Below are 17837 nucleotides of genomic sequence, written 5' to 3'. Positions count from 1 at the left end.
GGTTACGCGATCAGTTGTTCGAGCACGCGGCGATACACGTTCTTCAGCGGCTCGATGTGGGCGACTTCGATATGTTCGTCGATCTTGTGGATGCTCGCGTTCAACGGGCCGAACTCGATCACCTGCTGGCAGATGCGCGCGATGAAGCGGCCGTCCGAGGTGCCGCCGGTGGTCGACAGCTCGGTGTCGACGCCGGTCTCGTCCTTGATCGCCTGCGCGAGCGCGCTCGACAGCTCGCCGCGCGGCGTCAGGAACGGCAGGCCGCCGACGATCCACTTCAGGTCGTAGTCGAGGCCATGCCGGTCGAGGATCGCATGCACGCGTGCCTGCAGACCTTCCACCGTGCTCGCCGTCGAGAAACGGAAGTTGAACATCACGTCCGCGTGGCCCGGGATCACGTTGGTCGCGCCGGTGCCGCTGTGGATGTTCGACACCTGCCAGGTAGTCGGCGGGAAGTATTCGTTGCCGTCGTCCCAGCGTTCGGCGACGAGTTCCGCGAGTGCGGGCGCGAGCAGATGCACCGGATTCCTGGCCAGATGCGGGTAGGCGATATGGCCTTGCACGCCCTTGACGATCAGCTTGCCCGTCAGCGAGCCGCGCCGGCCGTTCTTGACCATGTCGCCGAACCGCTCGCTCGAGGTCGGTTCGCCGACGATGCAGTAGTCCATGCGCTCGCCGCGCTGCTGCAGCGCTTCGACGACCTTGACGGTGCCGTCGGTGGCGGGGCCTTCCTCGTCGCTCGTGATCAGGAACGCGATCGAGCCGCGGTGCTCGGGGTGCGCGGCGACGAACTCCTCGCTCGCGACGACGAAGCCGGCGATCGACGCCTTCATGTCCGCCGCGCCGCGGCCGTACAGCTTGCCGTCGCGCTGGGTCGGCTCGAACGGCGCCGAGTGCCACTGTTCGAGCGGGCCGGTCGGCACCACGTCGGTGTGACCGGCGAACGCGAGCAGCTTGCCCCGCGTGCCGTCGACGCCGCGCTTCACGGCCCACAGGTTGGTCACGCCGTTGGATTCGATCGTCTCGTGCTCGAAGCCGAGCGCCGCGAGGCGCTCGATCAGCAGACGCTGGCAGTGCTGATCGTCGGGCGTGACGGACGCGCGCGCGATCAGTTGTTCGGTAAGGGCGAGGGTGCCGGACATGGATTCAGTACAAGCCACATTGAAATGAAAAAATGCCGGCTCACGGTGAGGCACCGCAGCCGGCAACAGCCTTTGAACGACGCGGCGCGAGGCCGCGCGTTTGACTACCTTCTGCTTGAGCCTGACGCGTAAGCCAGGGCTCAGGCAAATAGCGCCGCGTACTCGTCCGCGGAAAAACCGAGCGACTTCACGCGCCCGTTCACGACGAGCACCGGCCGCTTGATCACCGACGGCTTGTGGATCATCAGCGCGATCGCGCCCGGCTGCGTTTCCGCGGCCGCCTTCATGTCGTCGGACAGAGCGCGCCACGTCGTGCCGCGGCGGTTCAGGAGCGCGTCGAGCTTGACGTCCTTGAGCCAGTCCTGCACGAGCGGCTCGCTCACGCCGGCCTTCTTGAAGTCGTGAAACTCGAACTCGACGCCATGCTCTTCGAGCCACACACGCGCCTTCTTCACGGTGTCGCAGTTCGGAATGCCGTAGACGACGGTTTTGGTGCCGCGCGCCATCAGTCGCCTCGCAGCAACTCGTTCAGGCCGACCTTCGCACGCGTCTTCGCGTCGACCTTCTTGACGATCACCGCGCAGTACAGGCTGTGGCTGCCGTCCTTCGACGGCAGGTTGCCCGCCACCACGACCGAGCCCGCCGGAATGCGGCCGTACGTGACTTCGCCGGTTTCGCGGTCGTAAATCTTGGTGCTCTGGCCGAGGTACACGCCCATCGAGATCACCGAGTTTTCCTCGACGATCACGCCTTCGACGACTTCCGAGCGCGCGCCGATGAAGCAGTTGTCTTCGATGATGACCGGGTTCGCCTGCAGCGGCTCCAGCACGCCGCCGATGCCGACGCCGCCCGACAGGTGCACATTCTTGCCGATCTGCGCGCACGAGCCGACGGTGGCCCACGTGTCGACCATCGTGCCTTCGTCGACGTACGCGCCGATGTTGGTGTACGACGGCATCAGCACGACGTTCCTGGCGATGAATGAGCCGCGGCGCGCGATCGCGGGCGGCACCACGCGGAAGCCGCCCGCGGCGAAGTCTTCAGCGGTGTAGTTGGCGAACTTCGACGGCACCTTGTCGTAGAACTGGCTGTAGCCGCCGGCCGGCATCGGCGCATTGTCTTCCAGGCGGAACGACAGCAGCACGGCCTTCTTCAGCCACTGGTTGACGACCCAGTCGCCGTCCTTCTTTTCAGCGACGCGGAGCAGGCCTTTATCGAGTTGCTCGATCGCGTAGGCGACGGCTTCGCGCACTTCGGCCGGCGCGGCTTTCGGCGACAGCTCGGCGCGGTTGTCCCAGGCGGTATCGATGATGCTCTGAAGTTGTTGCGACATATGCGTGATTTTCTGAAGGGTTGAAGTCTGAAGAAGGGGATGCGGCGCGGCTCGGGCTTTACTCAGTCGGCACTGAGCGAGCGGCAGAATTCGACGATCCGCTGCGCGCCCGCTGTGCATTCGTCGACGTCGGCGACGAGCGCGAGGCGCACGAAATTGCGGCCGGGGTTCACGCCGTGCGCGGTGCGCGCGAGGAACGAGCCCGGCAGAACCGTCACATTATAGTCGGCGTAGAGGCGCTGGGCGAACTCGGTGTCCGTGAGGCCGGTGCGCTCGACGTTGGCCCACAGGTAGAACGCGGCGTCGGGCAGGCGCACATCGAGCACATCGGCGAGCATCGGCGTGACGGTCGTGAACTTCTGCAGGTACTTCGCACGGTTCTCGCGCACGTGCGTCTCGTCGCTCCACGCGACGACGCTCGCGCTCTGGTACACGGTCGAGAGCGCCGTGCCGTGGTACGTGCGGTACAGCAGGAACGCCTTGAGAATCGCGGCGTCGCCGGCGACGAAGCCCGAGCGCATGCCCGGCACGTTCGAGCGCTTCGACAGGCTCGACAGCATGACGAGGCGCTCGAAGCCGCGTCCGAGCTTGTGTGCCGCTTCGAGGCCGCCGAGCGGCGGCTTCGACTCGTCGAAATAGATTTCCGAGTAGCACTCGTCCGACGCGATCACGAAGCCGTAGCGGTCCGACAGCGCGAACAGCTCGCGCCAGTCGTCGAGCGTGAGCACGGCGCCGGTCGGGTTGCCCGGCGAGCAGACGTACAGCAGTTGCGTGCGCGCCCAGACGTCGGCGGGCACCGCGGAGTAGTCGCACGCGAAGTTGCGCGCCGGATCACTGTTGACGAAGTACGGCTGCGCGCCGCCGAGCAGCGCCGCGCCTTCGTAGATTTGGTAGAACGGGTTCGGACAGAGTACGATCGCAGGCTCGCTGTTAGCCTTGCCGTGGGCGTCGCGGCGCGGATCGAGCACCGTCTGGGCGAGCGCGAACAGCGCCTCGCGCGAGCCCGACACCGGCAGCACCTCGGTGAGCGGATCGAGCGGCGGCAGGTTGTAGCGTTGCGTGACCCATTTCGCGATCGATTCGCGCAGCGGCGCCGAGCCGAGCGTGGCCGGATACGCGGCGAGGCCGCCGAGCGAATCGATGACGGCGTCGCGGATCAGCGGCGGGGTCGGATGTTTCGGCTCGCCGATGCCGAAGCTGATATGCGCGAGGCCGGCCGGTGGCGTGACGTCCTTGAAAAGCACGCGCAGCTTTTCGAACGGATAGGGCTGAAGGGAGTCGAGTAGCGGATTCACGGACGAAATGGCCTGATCGGGATGGACGCGAACGAAAGACGGGACAACCGGGCATGCGCGCCGGCGGGCGGCAGTGCCTCAAACATGAAACGGCATCCCTGCGCGCGACGAGCCGGCCACCAGCGGCGGCGAACGGACGATTATAGCGTGGCGCGTCCGGGGCGCGGCGGCCTAAGGGACAAAGCATGCGCTTGACGCGCGGCGCGGAAATAACCCGCCAGGCGGCGTACCAGGGCGTCGCGGCGCGAGCGGCGCGAACCCCACGTGGGTCGAGTAAAAGAACAGGCAGGAGCAGCAATGTACGCAGCAGTTCAGAAGGCAAACGCCCTCGCCAGTGCGAACCACGGCCAGGGCCTCGCGCCAACCACCCCTGACGCCCCCCGGAGCCCAGCCCCATGACGAACTGGCTCCGCAACGGCTGGCCGACGCTCGCGATCATGCTGGGCGCCTCGGTCTGGGGGATGGTCTGGTATCCGCTGCGCATGCTTGCCGCGCTCGGCGTGACCGGCACGGCCGCGAGCGCGCTCACGAGCGGCACCGGTTGCCTGTTCGTGCTGCTCGTGCGGCGTCGCGCGCTGAAGACCGTGCGGTGGCACTGGTTGCTGCCGGCGCTCGCGCTCGCCGCGGGCATCACGAATCTCGGCTTCGTGTGGGGCGCGATTCACGGTCAGGTGATGCGCGTGCTGCTGCTGTTCTATCTGACGCCCGCGTGGACCGCCCTGTTCGCGCATTTCATCCTTCACGAGCGGCTCACGTGGTCGGGCGCGGCGCTGGCCGCGCTGTCGCTGGCGGGCGCGATGACGATGCTGTGGTCGCCGCAGCTTGGCATCCCGGTGCCCGGCAATCCCGCCGAATGGGCCGGTCTCGCCGGCGGCATGGGCTTCGCCATGAGCAACGTGCTGATCCTGAAGACGAGCCGCGTGCTGCCGGACATGAAGCCCGAAATGCGCACCGCGACGATCTTCGGCGGCGCGGCACTGTTCGGCGCGCTCGCGTCGCTGTTCGAGCCGATGCCAGCGCCGCCCGTCGGCGCGCATCTGGGCACCGCGGCGCTGCTCGTGCTTGGTCTCGGTCTGCTGCTCGCATCGAACAACATGCTCGTGCAGTACGGTCTCTCGCGCGTTCCGGCCAATCGCGCGTCGATCATCATGTTGTTCGAGCTCGTCGTGACGGCGCTGTCGGCGTGGCTGTTCGCCGGTGAGATACCGGGCCCGCGCGAATGGGCGGGCGGCGCATGCATCGTGCTCGCCTCGGCGCTGTCGAGCTGGGTGCATCGCACGAAGACGGTGCCGCCCGATCCGTCCATCGCGGACACGGATCCGCCCAGCGAGCACGGCGGCGGCGAGCACCGAAAGGGCGGTAAGAATCGTCCACGCGCGATGGTATGATTCCCCCTCATTAGCCGGGGCGTGCGTACCCGAGGTGCGCATGAGCGCATGCAGCCGGCACCAAATTGCGAAGGCTCGCGAGGTTGCGTGGGCCGTCCCGCCACGGCGGTGAACGACCGGTGCAACCTCGCGAGCCACCTACCACTCTCTCTTTCGAACAGCGAAATCGCCGTGCGTCTCACCTCGATCAAGCTCGCTGGCTTCAAATCCTTCGTCGATCCCACGCATTTTCAGGTCCCCGGCCAGCTAGTTGGCGTGGTCGGACCGAACGGGTGCGGCAAATCCAACATCATCGACGCGGTGCGCTGGGTGCTCGGCGAATCGCGCGCATCTGAATTGCGCGGCGAGTCGATGCAGGACGTGATCTTCAACGGCTCGACCGCCCGCAAGCCCGGCAGCCGCGCGAGCGTCGAACTCGTGTTCGACAACGCGGACGGCCGCGCCGCCGGCCAGTGGGGCCAGTATGCGGAGATTGCCGTGAAGCGCGTACTGACGCGCGACGGCACGTCGAGCTACTACATCAACAATCTGCCGGCGCGGCGCCGCGACATCCAGGACATCTTCCTCGGCACCGGTCTCGGGCCGCGCGCCTACGCGATCATCGGGCAGGGCATGATCTCGCGGCTGATCGAGGCGAAACCGGAAGAGCTGCGCGTGTTCCTCGAAGAAGCCGCCGGCGTGTCGAAGTACAAGGAACGGCGCCGCGAGACCGAGAACCGTCTGCACGACACGCGCGAGAACCTGACGCGTGTCGAAGACATCGTCCGCGAGCTCGGCACGAATCTCGAGAAGCTGGAGGGCCAGGCGGTCGTCGCGACGCGCTATCGCGAGCTGCAAGGCGACGGCGAGGAAAAGCAGCGTCTGTTGTGGCTGTTGCGCAAGAACGAGGCGGCCGGCGAGCAGCAGCGCCAGCAACGCGCGATCGAGCAGGCGCAGATCGACCTCGAAGCGCAAACCGCGAAACTGCGCGAGGTCGAGGCGGAACTCGAAACGCTGCGCGTCGCGCACTATTCGGCGAGCGACGCGATGCAGGGCGCGCAAGGCGCGCTGTACGAAGCGAACGCGGAAGTGAGCCGGCTGGAGGCCGAGATCCGCTTCATCGTCGAATCGCGCAACCGCGTGCAGGCGCAGATCGCGGCGCTGACGGCTCAGCGCGAGCAGTGGCAGTCGCAGGCTGAGAAGGCGCAGGACGACATCGCCGACGCTGAAGAGCAACTGGCCGTCGCCGAAGAAAAAGCCGTGCTCGCCGAAGAGGACGCCGCCGCCAAACACGACGCGCTGCCCTCACTCGAAGCGCGCTGGCGCGACGCCCAGGCGGAGCTGAACGCCGAGCGCGGCGGCATCGCGCAGACCGAGCAGGCGCTGAAGCTCGAAGCCGCGCATCAGCGCAATGCCGATCAGCAGTTGCAGCAGTTGCAGCAGCGCCATGAGCGGCTGAAATCGGAAGAGGGCGGCCTCGACGCGCCTGACGAAGCGCAGCTCGAGGAGTTGCGCATGCAACTCGCCGAGCACGAGGAAGTCCTGCGCGACGCGCAGGGCCGCCTCGCCGACGCGCAGGAGACGCTGCCGCGGCTCGATGGCGAACGCCGCGCCGCGCAGGAGCGCGTGCAGGCCGAAAGCGCGCAGATCCATCAGCTTGACGCGCGGCTCGCCGCGCTCAAGCAGCTGCAGGAAAACGTGCAGACCGAAGGCAAGATCCAGCCGTGGCTCGACAAGCACGAGCTCGGCAGCCTGCCGCGTCTGTGGAAGAAGCTGCATGTCGAGGCCGGTTGGGAAACCGCGCTCGAAGCGGTGCTGCGCGAGCGCCTTGCCGCGCTCGAAGTGTCGAATCTCGACTGGGTCAAGGCGTTCGCGACCGACGCGCCACCGGCCAAGCTCGCGTTCTACGCTCCGCCCGCGGCCGGGCAGCCGGCCCCGGCGGCCGGGGCGCTGCGGCCGCTGCTGTCGCTCGTGCGCATCGAGGACGCGGGCATCCGCGCGGTGCTGAACGACTGGCTCGGCCTCGCGTTCGTCGCCGACGATCTGCAGCAGGCGCTTTCCATGCGTGCGCAACTGCCCGAGGGCGGCGCATTCGTCGTGAAGGCGGGGCATGTGGTCACACGCGTCGGCGTGCAGCTGTATGCGGCCGATTCCGAGCAGGCCGGCATGCTCGCGCGTCAGCAGGAAATCGAAAACCTCGGCCGCCAGGTGCGCGCGCAGGCATTGCTCGCCGACGAGGCGAAGGCCGCCGCGATCCGCGCCGAAGCCGCGCACACGCAGGCCGCGCAGGCGCTCGCCGAGATGCGCCAGCAGACCGAACGCGCGACGCAGCGCGTGCACGCGTTGCAGATGGACGTGCTGAAGCTCACCCAGGCGCACGAGCGCTACACGCAGCGCAGCACGCAGATTCGCGAGGAACTCGAAGAGATCACCGCGCAGATCGACGAACAGCGTGCGCTGCGCGCGGAATCGGAAGCGAACTTCGAGCGCCACGATGGCGAGCTCGCCGAACTGCAGGCGCGCTTCGAAGATCACCAGCTCGCGTTCGAAGCGCTCGACGAAGAGCTGACGACCGCCCGCGGCGAAGCGCGCGATCTTGATCGCGCCGCCACCGATGCGCGCTTCGCCGCGCGCAACATGGCTAACCGCATCGACGAGTTGAAGCGCAGCATCCAGGTCGCGCACGAGCAGAGCGAGCGCGTCGCGGGCTCGCTCGAAGACGCGCGTGCCGAACTCGAAACGATCAACCAGCAGACCGCGCACACTGGCCTGCAGGACGCGCTCGACATTCGCACCGCGAAGGAAGAAGCGCTGCGCGCCGCGCGCGTCGAACTCGACGACCTGACCTCGAAGCTGCGCGCGGCCGACGAAACGCGCCTCACCGCCGAGCGTGCGCTGCAGCCGCTGCGCGATCGCATCAACGAATTGCAGTTGAAGGAGCAAGCCGCGCGCATCAACGGCGAGCAGTTCGTCGAGCAGCTGGCGGCAGCCGGCGTCGATGAGGCCGAGCTGCAAGCCAAGCTGACGCCGGACATGAAGCCGTCGTACCTGCAAGGCGAAGTCACGCGCATCAACAACGCGATCATTGCGCTGGGGCCGGTCAACATGGCCGCGCTCGACGAGCTGAAGGCCGCGACCGAGCGCAAGAGCTTCCTCGATTCGCAGTCCGCCGACCTGACGAGCGCGATCGAAACGCTCGAAGACGCGATCCGCAAGATCGACGCCGAGACGCGCACGCTGTTGCAAAGCACGTTCGACGAAGTGAACCGTCATTTCGGCGAGCTGTTCCCGCGTCTCTTCGGTGGCGGCCAGGCGAAGCTGATCATGACCGGCGACGAAATCCTCGACGCCGGCGTACAGGTGATGGCGCAGCCGCCGGGCAAGAAGAATTCGACGATTCACCTGCTGTCGGGCGGCGAAAAAGCGCTGACCGCGACCGCGCTCGTGTTCGCGATGTTCCAGCTGAATCCCGCGCCGTTCTGTCTGCTCGACGAAGTGGACGCGCCGCTCGACGACGCCAACACCGAGCGTTTCGCGAATCTGGTACGGGCGATGTCGGACAAGACTCAGTTCCTGTTCATCTCGCACAACAAGATCGCGATGGAAATGGCGCAGCAGCTGATCGGCGTGACGATGCAGGAGCAGGGCGTTTCGCGGATCGTCGCCGTTGACATGGAAACGGCGGCGGGTTTCGCCCAGAATATCGTTTGAGTTAAAGCCTTCGCGGGCATTCGCATCCAGCGCAGCGGCCTGATTGAGTGCCGCGCGGTACGTGGAGCGGCCGAGAAGCCCGCGCGGATAGAAGAATTGCTGATGGAGCATGCATGGACGAGTTGACACTCGGTTTGATCGGCGCGGGTGCCGTGGTGGTGGGGGGCGTGGTCGTGTACAACGCGTGGCAGGGCGCGAAGGTGCGCCGCAAGATGCCGCGGCCAATGCCGGCCGACACCGCCGAGAGCTTTGCGCGCGACGAGCATGAGGAGCAGAGCCCGTTCATCGAGCCGGCCCGGCCGACCACGCGGCGCGAGCCGAGCGTGAGCGCCGAGGCGGCCTCGGCCGCGGACCCGACCGCCGCGCGCGTCGAACCGACGTTCGGCACGGGTGTCGCACCGCTCGATACGCCGGCCGATATCCAGGCCGAGATGACGTCGCCGAACGGTTATCCGTCGGCAGAGGCCGACACCGTGAGCGAAGGCGTGCACGCGGTGGCACCGGGCGCGGACGCAGAGCGACCCGCGACCGAATCGGCCGCCATCGAGCCCGCGTCCGTCGGGCAGGAGCGCGTCGAACCGATCCAGCCTGCCGCCACGACGATTTCGTCGGCGCCGCCCGCGATCGTCGATCGACGCATCGACTGTATCGTGCCGATCCGGCTGAACGGACCCGTGGCCGGCGACAAGGTGATTCCGCTCGCGCAGCGCTTGCGTCGCGCGGGCAGCAAGCCGGTCCATATCGAAGGCAAGCCCGAGGGCAGCGGCGCGTGGGAGCTGCTGCGGAACGGCGCGCGCTATGAAGAATTGCGCGCCGCCGCGCAGCTCGCGAACCGCAGCGGTGCGCTCAACGAGCTCGAATTTTCCGAGTTCGTGACCGGCGTGCAGCATTTCGCCGACGCGCTCGACGCGGCGCCTGAATTCCCCGACATGCTCGAAACCGTCGCGATGGCGCGCGAACTCGACGGCTTTGCCGCCCAGTGCGACGCGCAGCTGTCGATCAACGTGCTGTCGGACGGCGCGCCGTGGTCGGCCAACTACGTGCAGGCGGTCGCGTCACAGGACGGTCTGCTGCTCTCGCGTGACGGCACGCGCTTCGTCAAGCTCGACTCGCGGCAAAGCCCGGTATTCATGCTGCAGTTCGGCGACACCAACTTCCTGCGCGATGACCTTACGTACAAGGGCGGCGAGATGATCACGCTGGTGCTCGACGTGCCGGTCGCCGACGAGGACATCCTGCCGTTCCGCCTGATGTGCGACTACGCGAAGTCGCTGGCCGAGCGTATCGGCGGACGTGTGGTCGACGACGGTCGCCGGCCGCTGCCGGAAAGCGCGCTGCTCGCGATCGAAAAGCAATTGATGACGCTGTACGCGAAGCTCGAACAGGCGGGCATTCCGGCGGGTTCACCGGCGACGCGGCGCCTGTTCAGCCAGTAAACCTTCTTCGGCGTTCTATGCGTTTTGACGACGGCCGCACGATGTGCGGCCGTCGTCGTTTCCGGCTCGCGTTGCAGCACGGCGCGCACCCCATTCGGCGATGTAAAGGGGCACGCTTCCTGCGATAATCCGATGTCCGACTTTCACCTCGAGAAGCTTCCGACAGCATGGCCCGATCCTCCGTCCCTTCTTCTACAAGCAGCGCTCCGGCCGAGCGGGCCGCGTGGCTGCGCGCGGAACTCGAACGCGCGAACTACGCGTACTACGTGCTCGATCAGCCAGAGTTGCCGGACGCCGAGTACGACAAGCTGTTCAAGGAGCTGGAGCGCATCGAGGCCGAGCATCCGGACCTGATCGTGCCGGACTCGCCGACGCAGCGCGTCGGCGGCGAGGCGGCGAGCGGGTTCGAGCCGGTCGTGCACGATCAGCCGATGCTGTCGCTGAACAACGGCTTTTCCGATGAAGACATCCTCGCGTTCGACAAGCGCATCGGCGACGCGCTCGGCAAGAACGGCAGCGAGCCGGTACCCGTCGATTACGCGGCCGAGCTGAAATTCGACGGCCTCGCGATCTCGCTGCGCTACGTCGACGGCGTGTTCGTGCAGGCCTCCACGCGCGGCGACGGCACGACCGGCGAGAACGTCACCGCAAACGTCCGCACGATCCGCTCGATTCCGCTGAAGCTGAAGGGCAAGCGCGTGCCGCACGTGCTCGACGTGCGCGGCGAAGTGCTGATGTTCAAGCGCGATTTCGAGCGCCTGAACGAACGCCAGCGCGCCGCCGAGCAACGCGAATTCGCCAACCCGCGCAACGCGGCGGCGGGCAGCTTGCGGCAGCTCGATTCGAAGATCACCGCGCAGCGGCCTCTGTCGTTTTTCGCGTATGGCATTGGCGTGCTCGAAGGTATCGAGATGCCGGCCACCCATAGCGAACTGCTCGACTGGTACAAGGAGATGGGCTTGCCGGTCAACGGCGAGCGCGCCGTCGTGGAGGGTGCGGAAGGCCTGCTCGGGTTTTTTCACGCGGTCGGCGAGAAGCGCGACAGGCTGCCGTACGACATCGACGGCGTGGTCTACAAGGTCAACCGGCGCGACGAGCAGGACACGCTCGGCTTCGTGTCGCGCGCGCCGCGCTTCGCGCTCGCGCACAAGTTCCCCGCCCAGGAAGCGCTGACGAAGCTCGTCGCGATCGACGTGCAGGTTGGCCGAACCGGCGCGATCACGCCGGTCGCGCGGCTGGAGCCGGTGTTCGTCGGCGGCGCGACGGTCACGAACGCGACCTTGCACAATGAAGACGAAGTGCGCCGCAAGGACATCCGCATCGGCGACACGGTGATCGTGCGGCGCGCCGGCGACGTGATTCCGGAAGTGGTCGGCGCGCTGCTCGACCGCCGCCCAGCCGACGCGCGCGAGTTTGTGATGCCGACGCAGTGTCCGGTGTGCGGTTCGTCGATCGAGCGGCTGCCCGACGAGGCGATCGCGCGCTGCACGGGCGGGCTCTTCTGTCCGGCGCAGCGCAAGCAGGCGCTGTGGCACTTCGCCCAACGGCGCGCGCTCGATATCGATGGCCTCGGCGAAAAGATCATCGATCAACTGGTCGAGCAGAACCTGGTGCGCACGCCGGCCGATCTGTTCAATCTTGGCTTCGCGACGCTCGCCGAACTCGACCGCTTCGCCGAAAAGTCGGCACAGAACCTGCTCGACTCGCTCGAAAAAGCCAAGCACACGACGCTTGCGCGCTTTATCTACGCGCTGGGAATTCGCCATGTCGGCGAATCGACCGCGAAGGATCTCGCGAAGCACTTCGGCTCGCTCGATCCGATCATGGATGCGTCGCTGGAAGAGCTGCTCGAAGTCAACGACGTGGGGCCAGTGGTCGCCGAATCGATCCACCAGTTCTTCGCCGAGGACCACAACCGCACGGTGATCGAGCAGTTGCGTGCGCCGGGCAAGGTTACGTGGTCCGAAGGGCCGCCCGCGCCGAAGGCGCCGCAGGGCGTGCTGGTCGGCCAGACGGTCGTGCTGACCGGCACGCTGCCCAACTTGTCGCGCGAGGACGCCAAGGAAATGCTCGAAGCGGCCGGCGCGAAGGTGGCGGGGTCGGTATCGAAGAAAACCAGTTACGTGGTGGCGGGCGCCGACGCGGGCAGCAAACTCGCGAAGGCCGAGGAACTCGGCATCCCCGTACTCGACGAAGATGGTATGCGCAAGCTCCTGGAGGGGCACTCATGATTCACGACATTCTGAAGATGGGCGATCCGCGCCTGCTGCGAATCGCCGACCCCGTCGATCACTTCGACACCCCCGAGCTTCACCGGCTCGTGGCGGACATGTTCGAGACCATGCACGACGCGAACGGCGCGGGTCTCGCCGCGCCGCAGATCGGCGTCGATCTGCAGGTGGTGATCTTCGGCTTCGGTTCGAACGAGCGCTATCCGGACGCGCCGCCGGTGCCGGAAACGGTGCTGATCAACCCGACCATCACGCCGGTGTCGCAGGACATGGAGGAGAGCTGGGAGGGCTGCCTGTCGGTGCCGGGGCTGCGCGGTGTGGTGAGCCGGTTTTCGATGATCCGGTATCACGGCTTCGATCAGTTCGGCAATCAGATCGACCGGGTCGCCGAAGGCTTTCATGCGCGCGTCGTGCAGCACGAGTGCGATCATCTGATCGGCAAGCTGTATCCGATGCGGATCACCGATTTCTCGAAGTTCGGCTTTACCGAGGTCCTGTTTCCGGATCTCGATCCGAATAGCGACGATTGACGCAGCTGCCGCAAACAAAAAACCCACGCCTTTGTGCGTGGGCTTTTTGTTGTCCCGATGCGCCTGCTTTCAGCAGCCAGGCGCGGTGGACGGGCCTCAGAACGACTCGTCTTCCGACAGATAGCGCCACTGTCCCGGCGGCAGCGCGCCGAGCATCACCTGGCCCATGCGCACACGCTTCAGGCCCACCACGTCGAGACCGACCAGCTCGCACATGCGGCGAATCTGACGCTTCTTGCCTTCGCGTAGCACGAAACGCAACTGCTCGCCGTTCTGCCAGCTGACCTGCGCGGGTTTCAGCGCCACGTCGTCGAGCGACAGGCCGTGGCGCAGCAGCGCGAGTTTTTCCGCCGGGAAGTGGCCTTCGACGTCGACCGTGTACTCGCCGTATGCGACGCGCACCAGATACTCCTTGTCCACCTCGGAGTGACCGCCGATCAGCTGCTTTGCGATGCGGCCGTCCTGCGTCAGCACGAGCAGGCCCGTCGAATCGATGTCGAGACGCCCGGCCGGCGCGAGCTGGCGCAGATGCGACGCCGAGAAGCGGATGCCCGAGCGATCGCCTTCCCAGCGATTCTCCGGTGTGACGAGCGTGATGGCCGGTTCATAGCCGTCCTCCGCCTGGCCCGACACGAGGCCGACCGGCTTGTGAACGATCACGGTCACCTGGCTCGACTGATAGGCTTCGGCGGCCGGATCGATGTCGATGCGTTGATCCGGGAACACCTTCGTGCCGAGTGTATCGACGCGCTCGCCGTCTACCATGACCCAGCCTTTCTCGATCCATTCGTCGGCCTCGCGGCGCGAGCACATGCCGAGCTTGGACATCAGCTTCGACAGGCGCAGCATGCCCGGCGCGTCTTCGCGATCGCGGCGGGGAAGGTGGGGGGTGTCGACGGATGCGTCGTGGGATTGGGCTGTCGTCGACGCCGCGGCGCGCGGTTTTGCGGCGCGGGCCGGACGCTCGTCGCCGAAGCGACGGCCCGCGGCTGGCAACGTGTCGTCGAAGCTGCGCGCGGGGCGCTCGCGGCGCTCGGAGCGTTCGCTGCCGCGTGCGGCGCGCTCGCCGGACTCGCGCCGGCCCGGCGTCCAGTCGCCGCGTGCACCGCGTTCGCCACGGTCGTCGCGCGTGGTGCGCGCCGGACGCTCGGTACGTTCGCCGTAGCCGCCTTTTGCCGGTTTCGCGAAGCCGCGATCGCCACGCTCGCCTTCGAAGCGGCGCGGCGCGCTGTCGCCGCGTGCGCCTCGATCACCGCCGCGACGCTGCTGCGATGCATCGCGATCGCTACCGAAGCGAGGACGATCAGCGGCACCGCGCTCGCCGCGCACCGGACGGTCGCCACGCGCGCCTTCCGTCGGACGGCCAGCGCCTGTGCGCGGGCCGCTAAACGGGCGGCGTTCGCCGTCGTCGCGACGCGGCGCACGATCACCAAAACTGCGCGGCGCGCGATCGCCGCGTTCCGCATTGCCTTCGAACCTACGTGGCGCGCGTTCGCGCTCGCTCGCACCCTCGAATCGACGTGGCGCGCGTTCGCGCTCGCCCGCACCCTCAAAGCGACGCGGCGCGCGTTCAGTCCGCTCACCGAATTCGCGCCGCGGTGCGCGTTCACCACGCTCTGCGCTGCCCTCAAAGCGACGCGGCGCGCGTTCAGTCCGCTCACCGAATTCGCGCCGCGGTGCGCGTTCACCACGCTCTGCGCTGCCTTCAAAGCGACGCGGCGCGCGTTCAGTCCGCTCACCGAATTCGCGCCGCGGTGCGCGTTCACCACGCTCTGCGCTGCCTTCAAAGCGACGCGGCGCGCGTTCAGCCCGCTCACCGAATTCGCGCCGCGGTGCGCGTTCACCACGCTCTGCGCTGCCTTCAAAGCGACGCGGCGCACGTTCAGCCCGCTCACCAAACTCGCGCCGCGGTGCGCGTTCGCCACGCTCTGCGCTGCCTTCGAAACGACGCGGTGCGCGTTCTGCACGTTCGCCTCGATCGGCGCCGCCTTCAACTCGGCGCGGCGCGCGCCCGCCCGCCGGCTTTGCGCCGCCGCCAGCCGCTGCCGCGCCTTCGCGCTTCGCGCCGCCCTCGGCTCCAAATGGCTTCGGCCGCGCCGGACGGGTCGGCTTACGCGCCGACGTGCTGCCGGGGCGGACAGGGGCGCGTTCGGACGACGCCGGCCGCGGATGCTTCGCTGTTAATTTGATTCGCATGAAATCTCACACTGCGATCGCGCGCAGCAGTTCCGTTTCGACCTGAATTTGCAGGCGGTTGTCGGACAGACCGTGTCCTTCGAGCAGGAACACGTCCTCGACGCGTTCACCGAGCGTATTGATCCGCGCCGAGGCGACGCCGACCCGATGCTCGGCCAGCACGCGCGCGATCGAATAAAGAAGGCCCGGCCGGTCGTTTGCCGACACGGACAGGATGTAGTATTGGCCGCGCTCGTCGGCCCGCAGGTCGACGCGCGGCGTGATCGGAAAGGTGCGCGACAGGCGCGACAGCCGGCCCTTCGACGGTCCCGGCAGCAACGTGCCATGGCCCGCGAGCCGCGCGGTGAGCTCCTGCTCGACCAGATTGGCGATGTCGCGATAGTGCACGTCCTCTTCGGTGTGCGTGACGAGGAAGTTGTCCAGCGCGTAGCCGTGGCGCGTCGTGCTGACGCGCGCATCGAGGACCGACAGTCCGTTGCGATCGAAATACGCGCAGATGCCCGCGAACAGATCGGGCTGGTCCTTCACGTAGACGAGCACCTGCAGCGCATCGCCGATCGGCGACGGCCGCGCGCGCACGAGCGGCGTCGCCGTTTCGACGTGGCGGTACAGCACGCGCGTCTGCCACGCGATGTCCGCCGCGTCGTGGCGCAGGAAGTAGCCGACGTCGAGCTGGTCCCACAGCGCCCGTTGCGCGCCTTCCGGCACCGTTTCGAGACGCAGGAGCGCGAGCGCCTCTTCCTGGCGCGACTTCAGTTCCGAATGCTCGTCCGGCCGCGCGCCGCCGAGCACGGCGAGCGTGGTGCGGTACAGGTCCTCGAGCAGCTTGCCTTTCCACGTGTTCCAGACCTTCGGGCTGGTACCGCGGATGTCGGCGACCGTCAGCAGGTAGAGCGCGGTCAGACGGCGCTCGGTGCCGACCAGCTCGGCAAAGCGCTTGATCACTTCGGGGTCGCTCGTGTCCTGCTTTTGCGCGACCTGGCTCATGGTCAGATGCTGCTGCACGAGCCATACGACCAGATCGCCGTCCTCGCCTTCGATGCCGTGTTGCCGGCAAAAGCGCCGCGCGTCAGCCATGCCCAGCGTGGAATGATCGCCGCCGCGCCCCTTCGCGATGTCATGAAACAGCGCGGCCACGTACAGCACCCATGGCCGGTCGAAGTTCGCGATCAGTTGGCTGCAGAACGGGTATTCGTGCGCGTGCTCGGCGATCGCGAAGCGGCGCATATTGCGCAGCACCATCAGGATGTGCTGATCGACCGTGTACACGTGATACAGGTCGTGCTGCATCTGCCCGACGATGCGCCGGAAATTCAGCAGATAACGCCCGAGCACGCTCGTCTGGTTCATCAGCCGGAACGCATGCGTGATGCCGGCCGGCTGCTTCAGGATTTCCATGAAGAGCCGGCGGTTTTCGGGATCACGCCGCCAGTGCTGGTCCATCACGTCGCGCGCGTTGTAGATCGCGCGCAGCGTGCGTGCCGACAGGCCTTTCACGCCGGGGGTGCGTTCGTAGAGCAGGAACGCTTCGAGGATCGCGTTCGGCTCGCGCTGGAACACGTCGTCCGACGTGATTTCGAGCATGCCCTGCTTTTCGACGAAGCGTTCCGACAACACGCGCGTGATGCCGCTCGTGCTCGGAAACAGCTGCGCCTCGATATTCTGGATCAGGATCGTCGCGAGCTGGGTGACCGCTTTCGCGGCCCAGTAGTAGCGGCGCATCAGCTGTTCGCTGGCGCGCTTGGTCGCGGTCGGCTTGAAACCAAAGCTTTCCGCGAGCGGCGTCTGCAGGTCGAACACCAGGATGTCCTGGCGACGGCCTGCGAGCACGTGCAGCCGCGCGCGCAGCGACTTCAGGAAGCCTTCGTTGTGGCGCAGCTCACGCGCCTCGCGCTCGGTGATGAGTTCGCGTGCTTCGAGTTCGCGCCAGCTGCTGCCGAAGCCGGCCGCCTGCGTGATCCACAGGATCAGTTGCAGATCGCGCAGCCCGCCCGGGCTTTCCTTGATGTTCGGCTCGAGCGCGTAGGGCGTGTCCTGAAACTTCGCATGACGCTGGCGCATTTCGAGCACTTTCGCCTGGAAGAACGCCTTCGGGTCGAGCGCCGCACGGTAGCGCTGGGCGAAATCGTCGAATAACGTGGCGCTGCCGGTGATACGGCGCGCTTCCAGCAGTGACGTGCGCACTGTGACGTCGTTGGCCGCCTCCTCGATGCATTGCGACACGCTGCGCACACTGCTGCCGAGCTCCAGCCCCAGATCCCACGCGAGGCTGATGAAGCGCTCGATACGCACGTCCAGATGCTCGAGCCGCGCGTCGGGCAGCAGCACCAGGATGTCGATATCGGAATGCGGCGCGAGTTCGCCACGCCCATAGCCGCCGACGGCGACGAGCGCGAGGTCGTCGGGCAGCTCGCAGGTGTCCCAGGCGGCGAGCAACGAATGGTCTGTGGCGCGCGCGAGGGCGGCCATCAACGTGTCGACGTTGGCGGCCGTTCGGAAGCGTTCCAGCAATTGGGCTTTGGCCACTTTGTAGTCCGCCTTGAGCGACGAGGCATGGGAGGGGGCGATGGCTGGAACGCTACTCATTGGCGGGCGG

The 17837-nt window shown here is 67.0% G+C and carries 11 protein-coding genes; 5 read left to right on the top strand and 6 right to left on the bottom strand.

Translation table 11 applies throughout. The annotated features are described in order from the left end of the window. Nucleotides 1–2: 2 nt before the first annotated feature. The 4 genes from dapE to dapC form a co-directional block, all read right to left on the bottom strand. Nucleotides 3–1142 carry a succinyl-diaminopimelate desuccinylase gene (gene dapE / locus L0U81_RS09195; RefSeq protein ID WP_233801945.1) on the bottom strand — a complete coding sequence of 380 codons (1140 nt, stop codon included), beginning with the start codon at nt 1140–1142 and terminating at the stop codon, nt 3–5. A 140-nt stretch (nt 1143–1282) separates the two neighbouring features. After that, complete coding sequence (locus tag L0U81_RS09190; RefSeq protein ID WP_233801943.1) at nt 1283–1648, bottom strand: ArsC family reductase; 366 nt, start codon at nt 1646–1648, stop codon at nt 1283–1285. Continuing rightward, the gene (gene dapD, locus L0U81_RS09185; RefSeq protein WP_233801941.1) at nt 1648–2475 is read right to left on the bottom strand and encodes a 2,3,4,5-tetrahydropyridine-2,6-dicarboxylate N-succinyltransferase; all 828 of its coding nucleotides are present in this window, start codon (nt 2473–2475) and stop codon (nt 1648–1650) included. The genes L0U81_RS09190 and dapD overlap by 1 nt, the downstream gene beginning before the upstream one ends. Nucleotides 2476–2537: 62 nt before the next feature. Then, a complete protein-coding gene (gene dapC / locus L0U81_RS09180; RefSeq protein WP_233801939.1) occupies nt 2538–3770 on the bottom strand; it encodes a succinyldiaminopimelate transaminase in 1233 nt (410 codons plus the stop codon). A gap of 395 nt (nt 3771–4165) precedes the next feature. Between dapC and L0U81_RS09175 the strand changes: the two genes are divergently transcribed. The 5 genes from L0U81_RS09175 (at nt 4166) to def (ending at nt 13045) form a co-directional block, all read left to right on the top strand. Further along, a complete protein-coding gene (locus tag L0U81_RS09175; protein WP_233801937.1) occupies nt 4166–5158 on the top strand; it encodes a DMT family transporter in 993 nt (330 codons plus the stop codon). A gap of 171 nt (nt 5159–5329) precedes the next feature. Next, nucleotides 5330–8848: a chromosome segregation protein SMC gene (gene smc / locus L0U81_RS09170; RefSeq protein WP_233801935.1), complete on the top strand. Its 3519-nt coding sequence runs from the start codon at nt 5330–5332 to the stop codon at nt 8846–8848. 113 nt (nt 8849–8961) lie between these two features. Then, nucleotides 8962–10284 (top strand): cell division protein ZipA C-terminal FtsZ-binding domain-containing protein, encoded by a 1323-nt coding sequence (locus tag L0U81_RS09165; protein WP_233801933.1) that lies wholly within the window; start codon nt 8962–8964, stop codon nt 10282–10284. A 167-nt stretch (nt 10285–10451) separates the two neighbouring features. Continuing rightward, a complete protein-coding gene (gene ligA / locus L0U81_RS09160) occupies nt 10452–12515 on the top strand; it encodes an NAD-dependent DNA ligase LigA (RefSeq protein WP_233801931.1) in 2064 nt (687 codons plus the stop codon). Next, nucleotides 12512–13045 (top strand): peptide deformylase, encoded by a 534-nt coding sequence (gene def, locus L0U81_RS09155; RefSeq protein WP_233801929.1) that lies wholly within the window; start codon nt 12512–12514, stop codon nt 13043–13045. The genes ligA and def overlap by 4 nt, the downstream gene beginning before the upstream one ends. A 96-nt stretch (nt 13046–13141) precedes the next feature. On the opposite strand, the gene L0U81_RS33805 is transcribed toward def, so the two are convergent. Both L0U81_RS33805 and L0U81_RS09145 read right to left on the bottom strand, forming a co-directional pair. Continuing rightward, a complete protein-coding gene (locus L0U81_RS33805; RefSeq protein WP_233801927.1) occupies nt 13142–15241 on the bottom strand; it encodes a pseudouridine synthase in 2100 nt (699 codons plus the stop codon). Between the two features lie 6 nt (nt 15242–15247). After that, entirely contained in the window at nt 15248–17827 is a 2580-nt protein-coding gene (locus L0U81_RS09145; RefSeq protein ID WP_233801925.1) for a [protein-PII] uridylyltransferase, read from the bottom strand. Between the last annotated feature and the right edge of the window lie 10 nt (nt 17828–17837).

Origin of the sequence: Paraburkholderia sp. HP33-1 (genome assembly GCF_021390595.1) — a bacterium.
Lineage (GTDB): Bacteria > Pseudomonadota > Gammaproteobacteria > Burkholderiales > Burkholderiaceae > Paraburkholderia.
This window is presented reverse-complemented; position numbering and strand designations above follow the sequence as displayed.

What these genes read in the sequence shown, in the direction of transcription:
- dapE (WP_233801945.1), bottom strand. Translation starts at nt 1,142, where the DNA reads ATGTCCGGCACCCTCGCCCTTACCGAACAACTGATCGCGCGCGCGTCC.
- L0U81_RS09190 (WP_233801943.1), bottom strand. Translation starts at nt 1,648, where the DNA reads ATGGCGCGCGGCACCAAAACCGTCGTCTACGGCATTCCGAACTGCGAC.
- dapD (WP_233801941.1), bottom strand. Translation starts at nt 2,475, where the DNA reads ATGTCGCAACAACTTCAGAGCATCATCGATACCGCCTGGGACAACCGC.
- L0U81_RS09175 (WP_233801937.1), top strand. Translation starts at nt 4,166, where the DNA reads ATGACGAACTGGCTCCGCAACGGCTGGCCGACGCTCGCGATCATGCTG.
- L0U81_RS09165 (WP_233801933.1), top strand. Translation starts at nt 8,962, where the DNA reads ATGGACGAGTTGACACTCGGTTTGATCGGCGCGGGTGCCGTGGTGGTG.
- ligA (WP_233801931.1), top strand. Translation starts at nt 10,452, where the DNA reads ATGGCCCGATCCTCCGTCCCTTCTTCTACAAGCAGCGCTCCGGCCGAG.
- def (WP_233801929.1), top strand. Translation starts at nt 12,512, where the DNA reads ATGATTCACGACATTCTGAAGATGGGCGATCCGCGCCTGCTGCGAATC.
- L0U81_RS33805 (WP_233801927.1), bottom strand. Translation starts at nt 15,241, where the DNA reads ATGCGAATCAAATTAACAGCGAAGCATCCGCGGCCGGCGTCGTCCGAA.
- L0U81_RS09145 (WP_233801925.1), bottom strand. Translation starts at nt 17,827, where the DNA reads ATGAGTAGCGTTCCAGCCATCGCCCCCTCCCATGCCTCGTCGCTCAAG.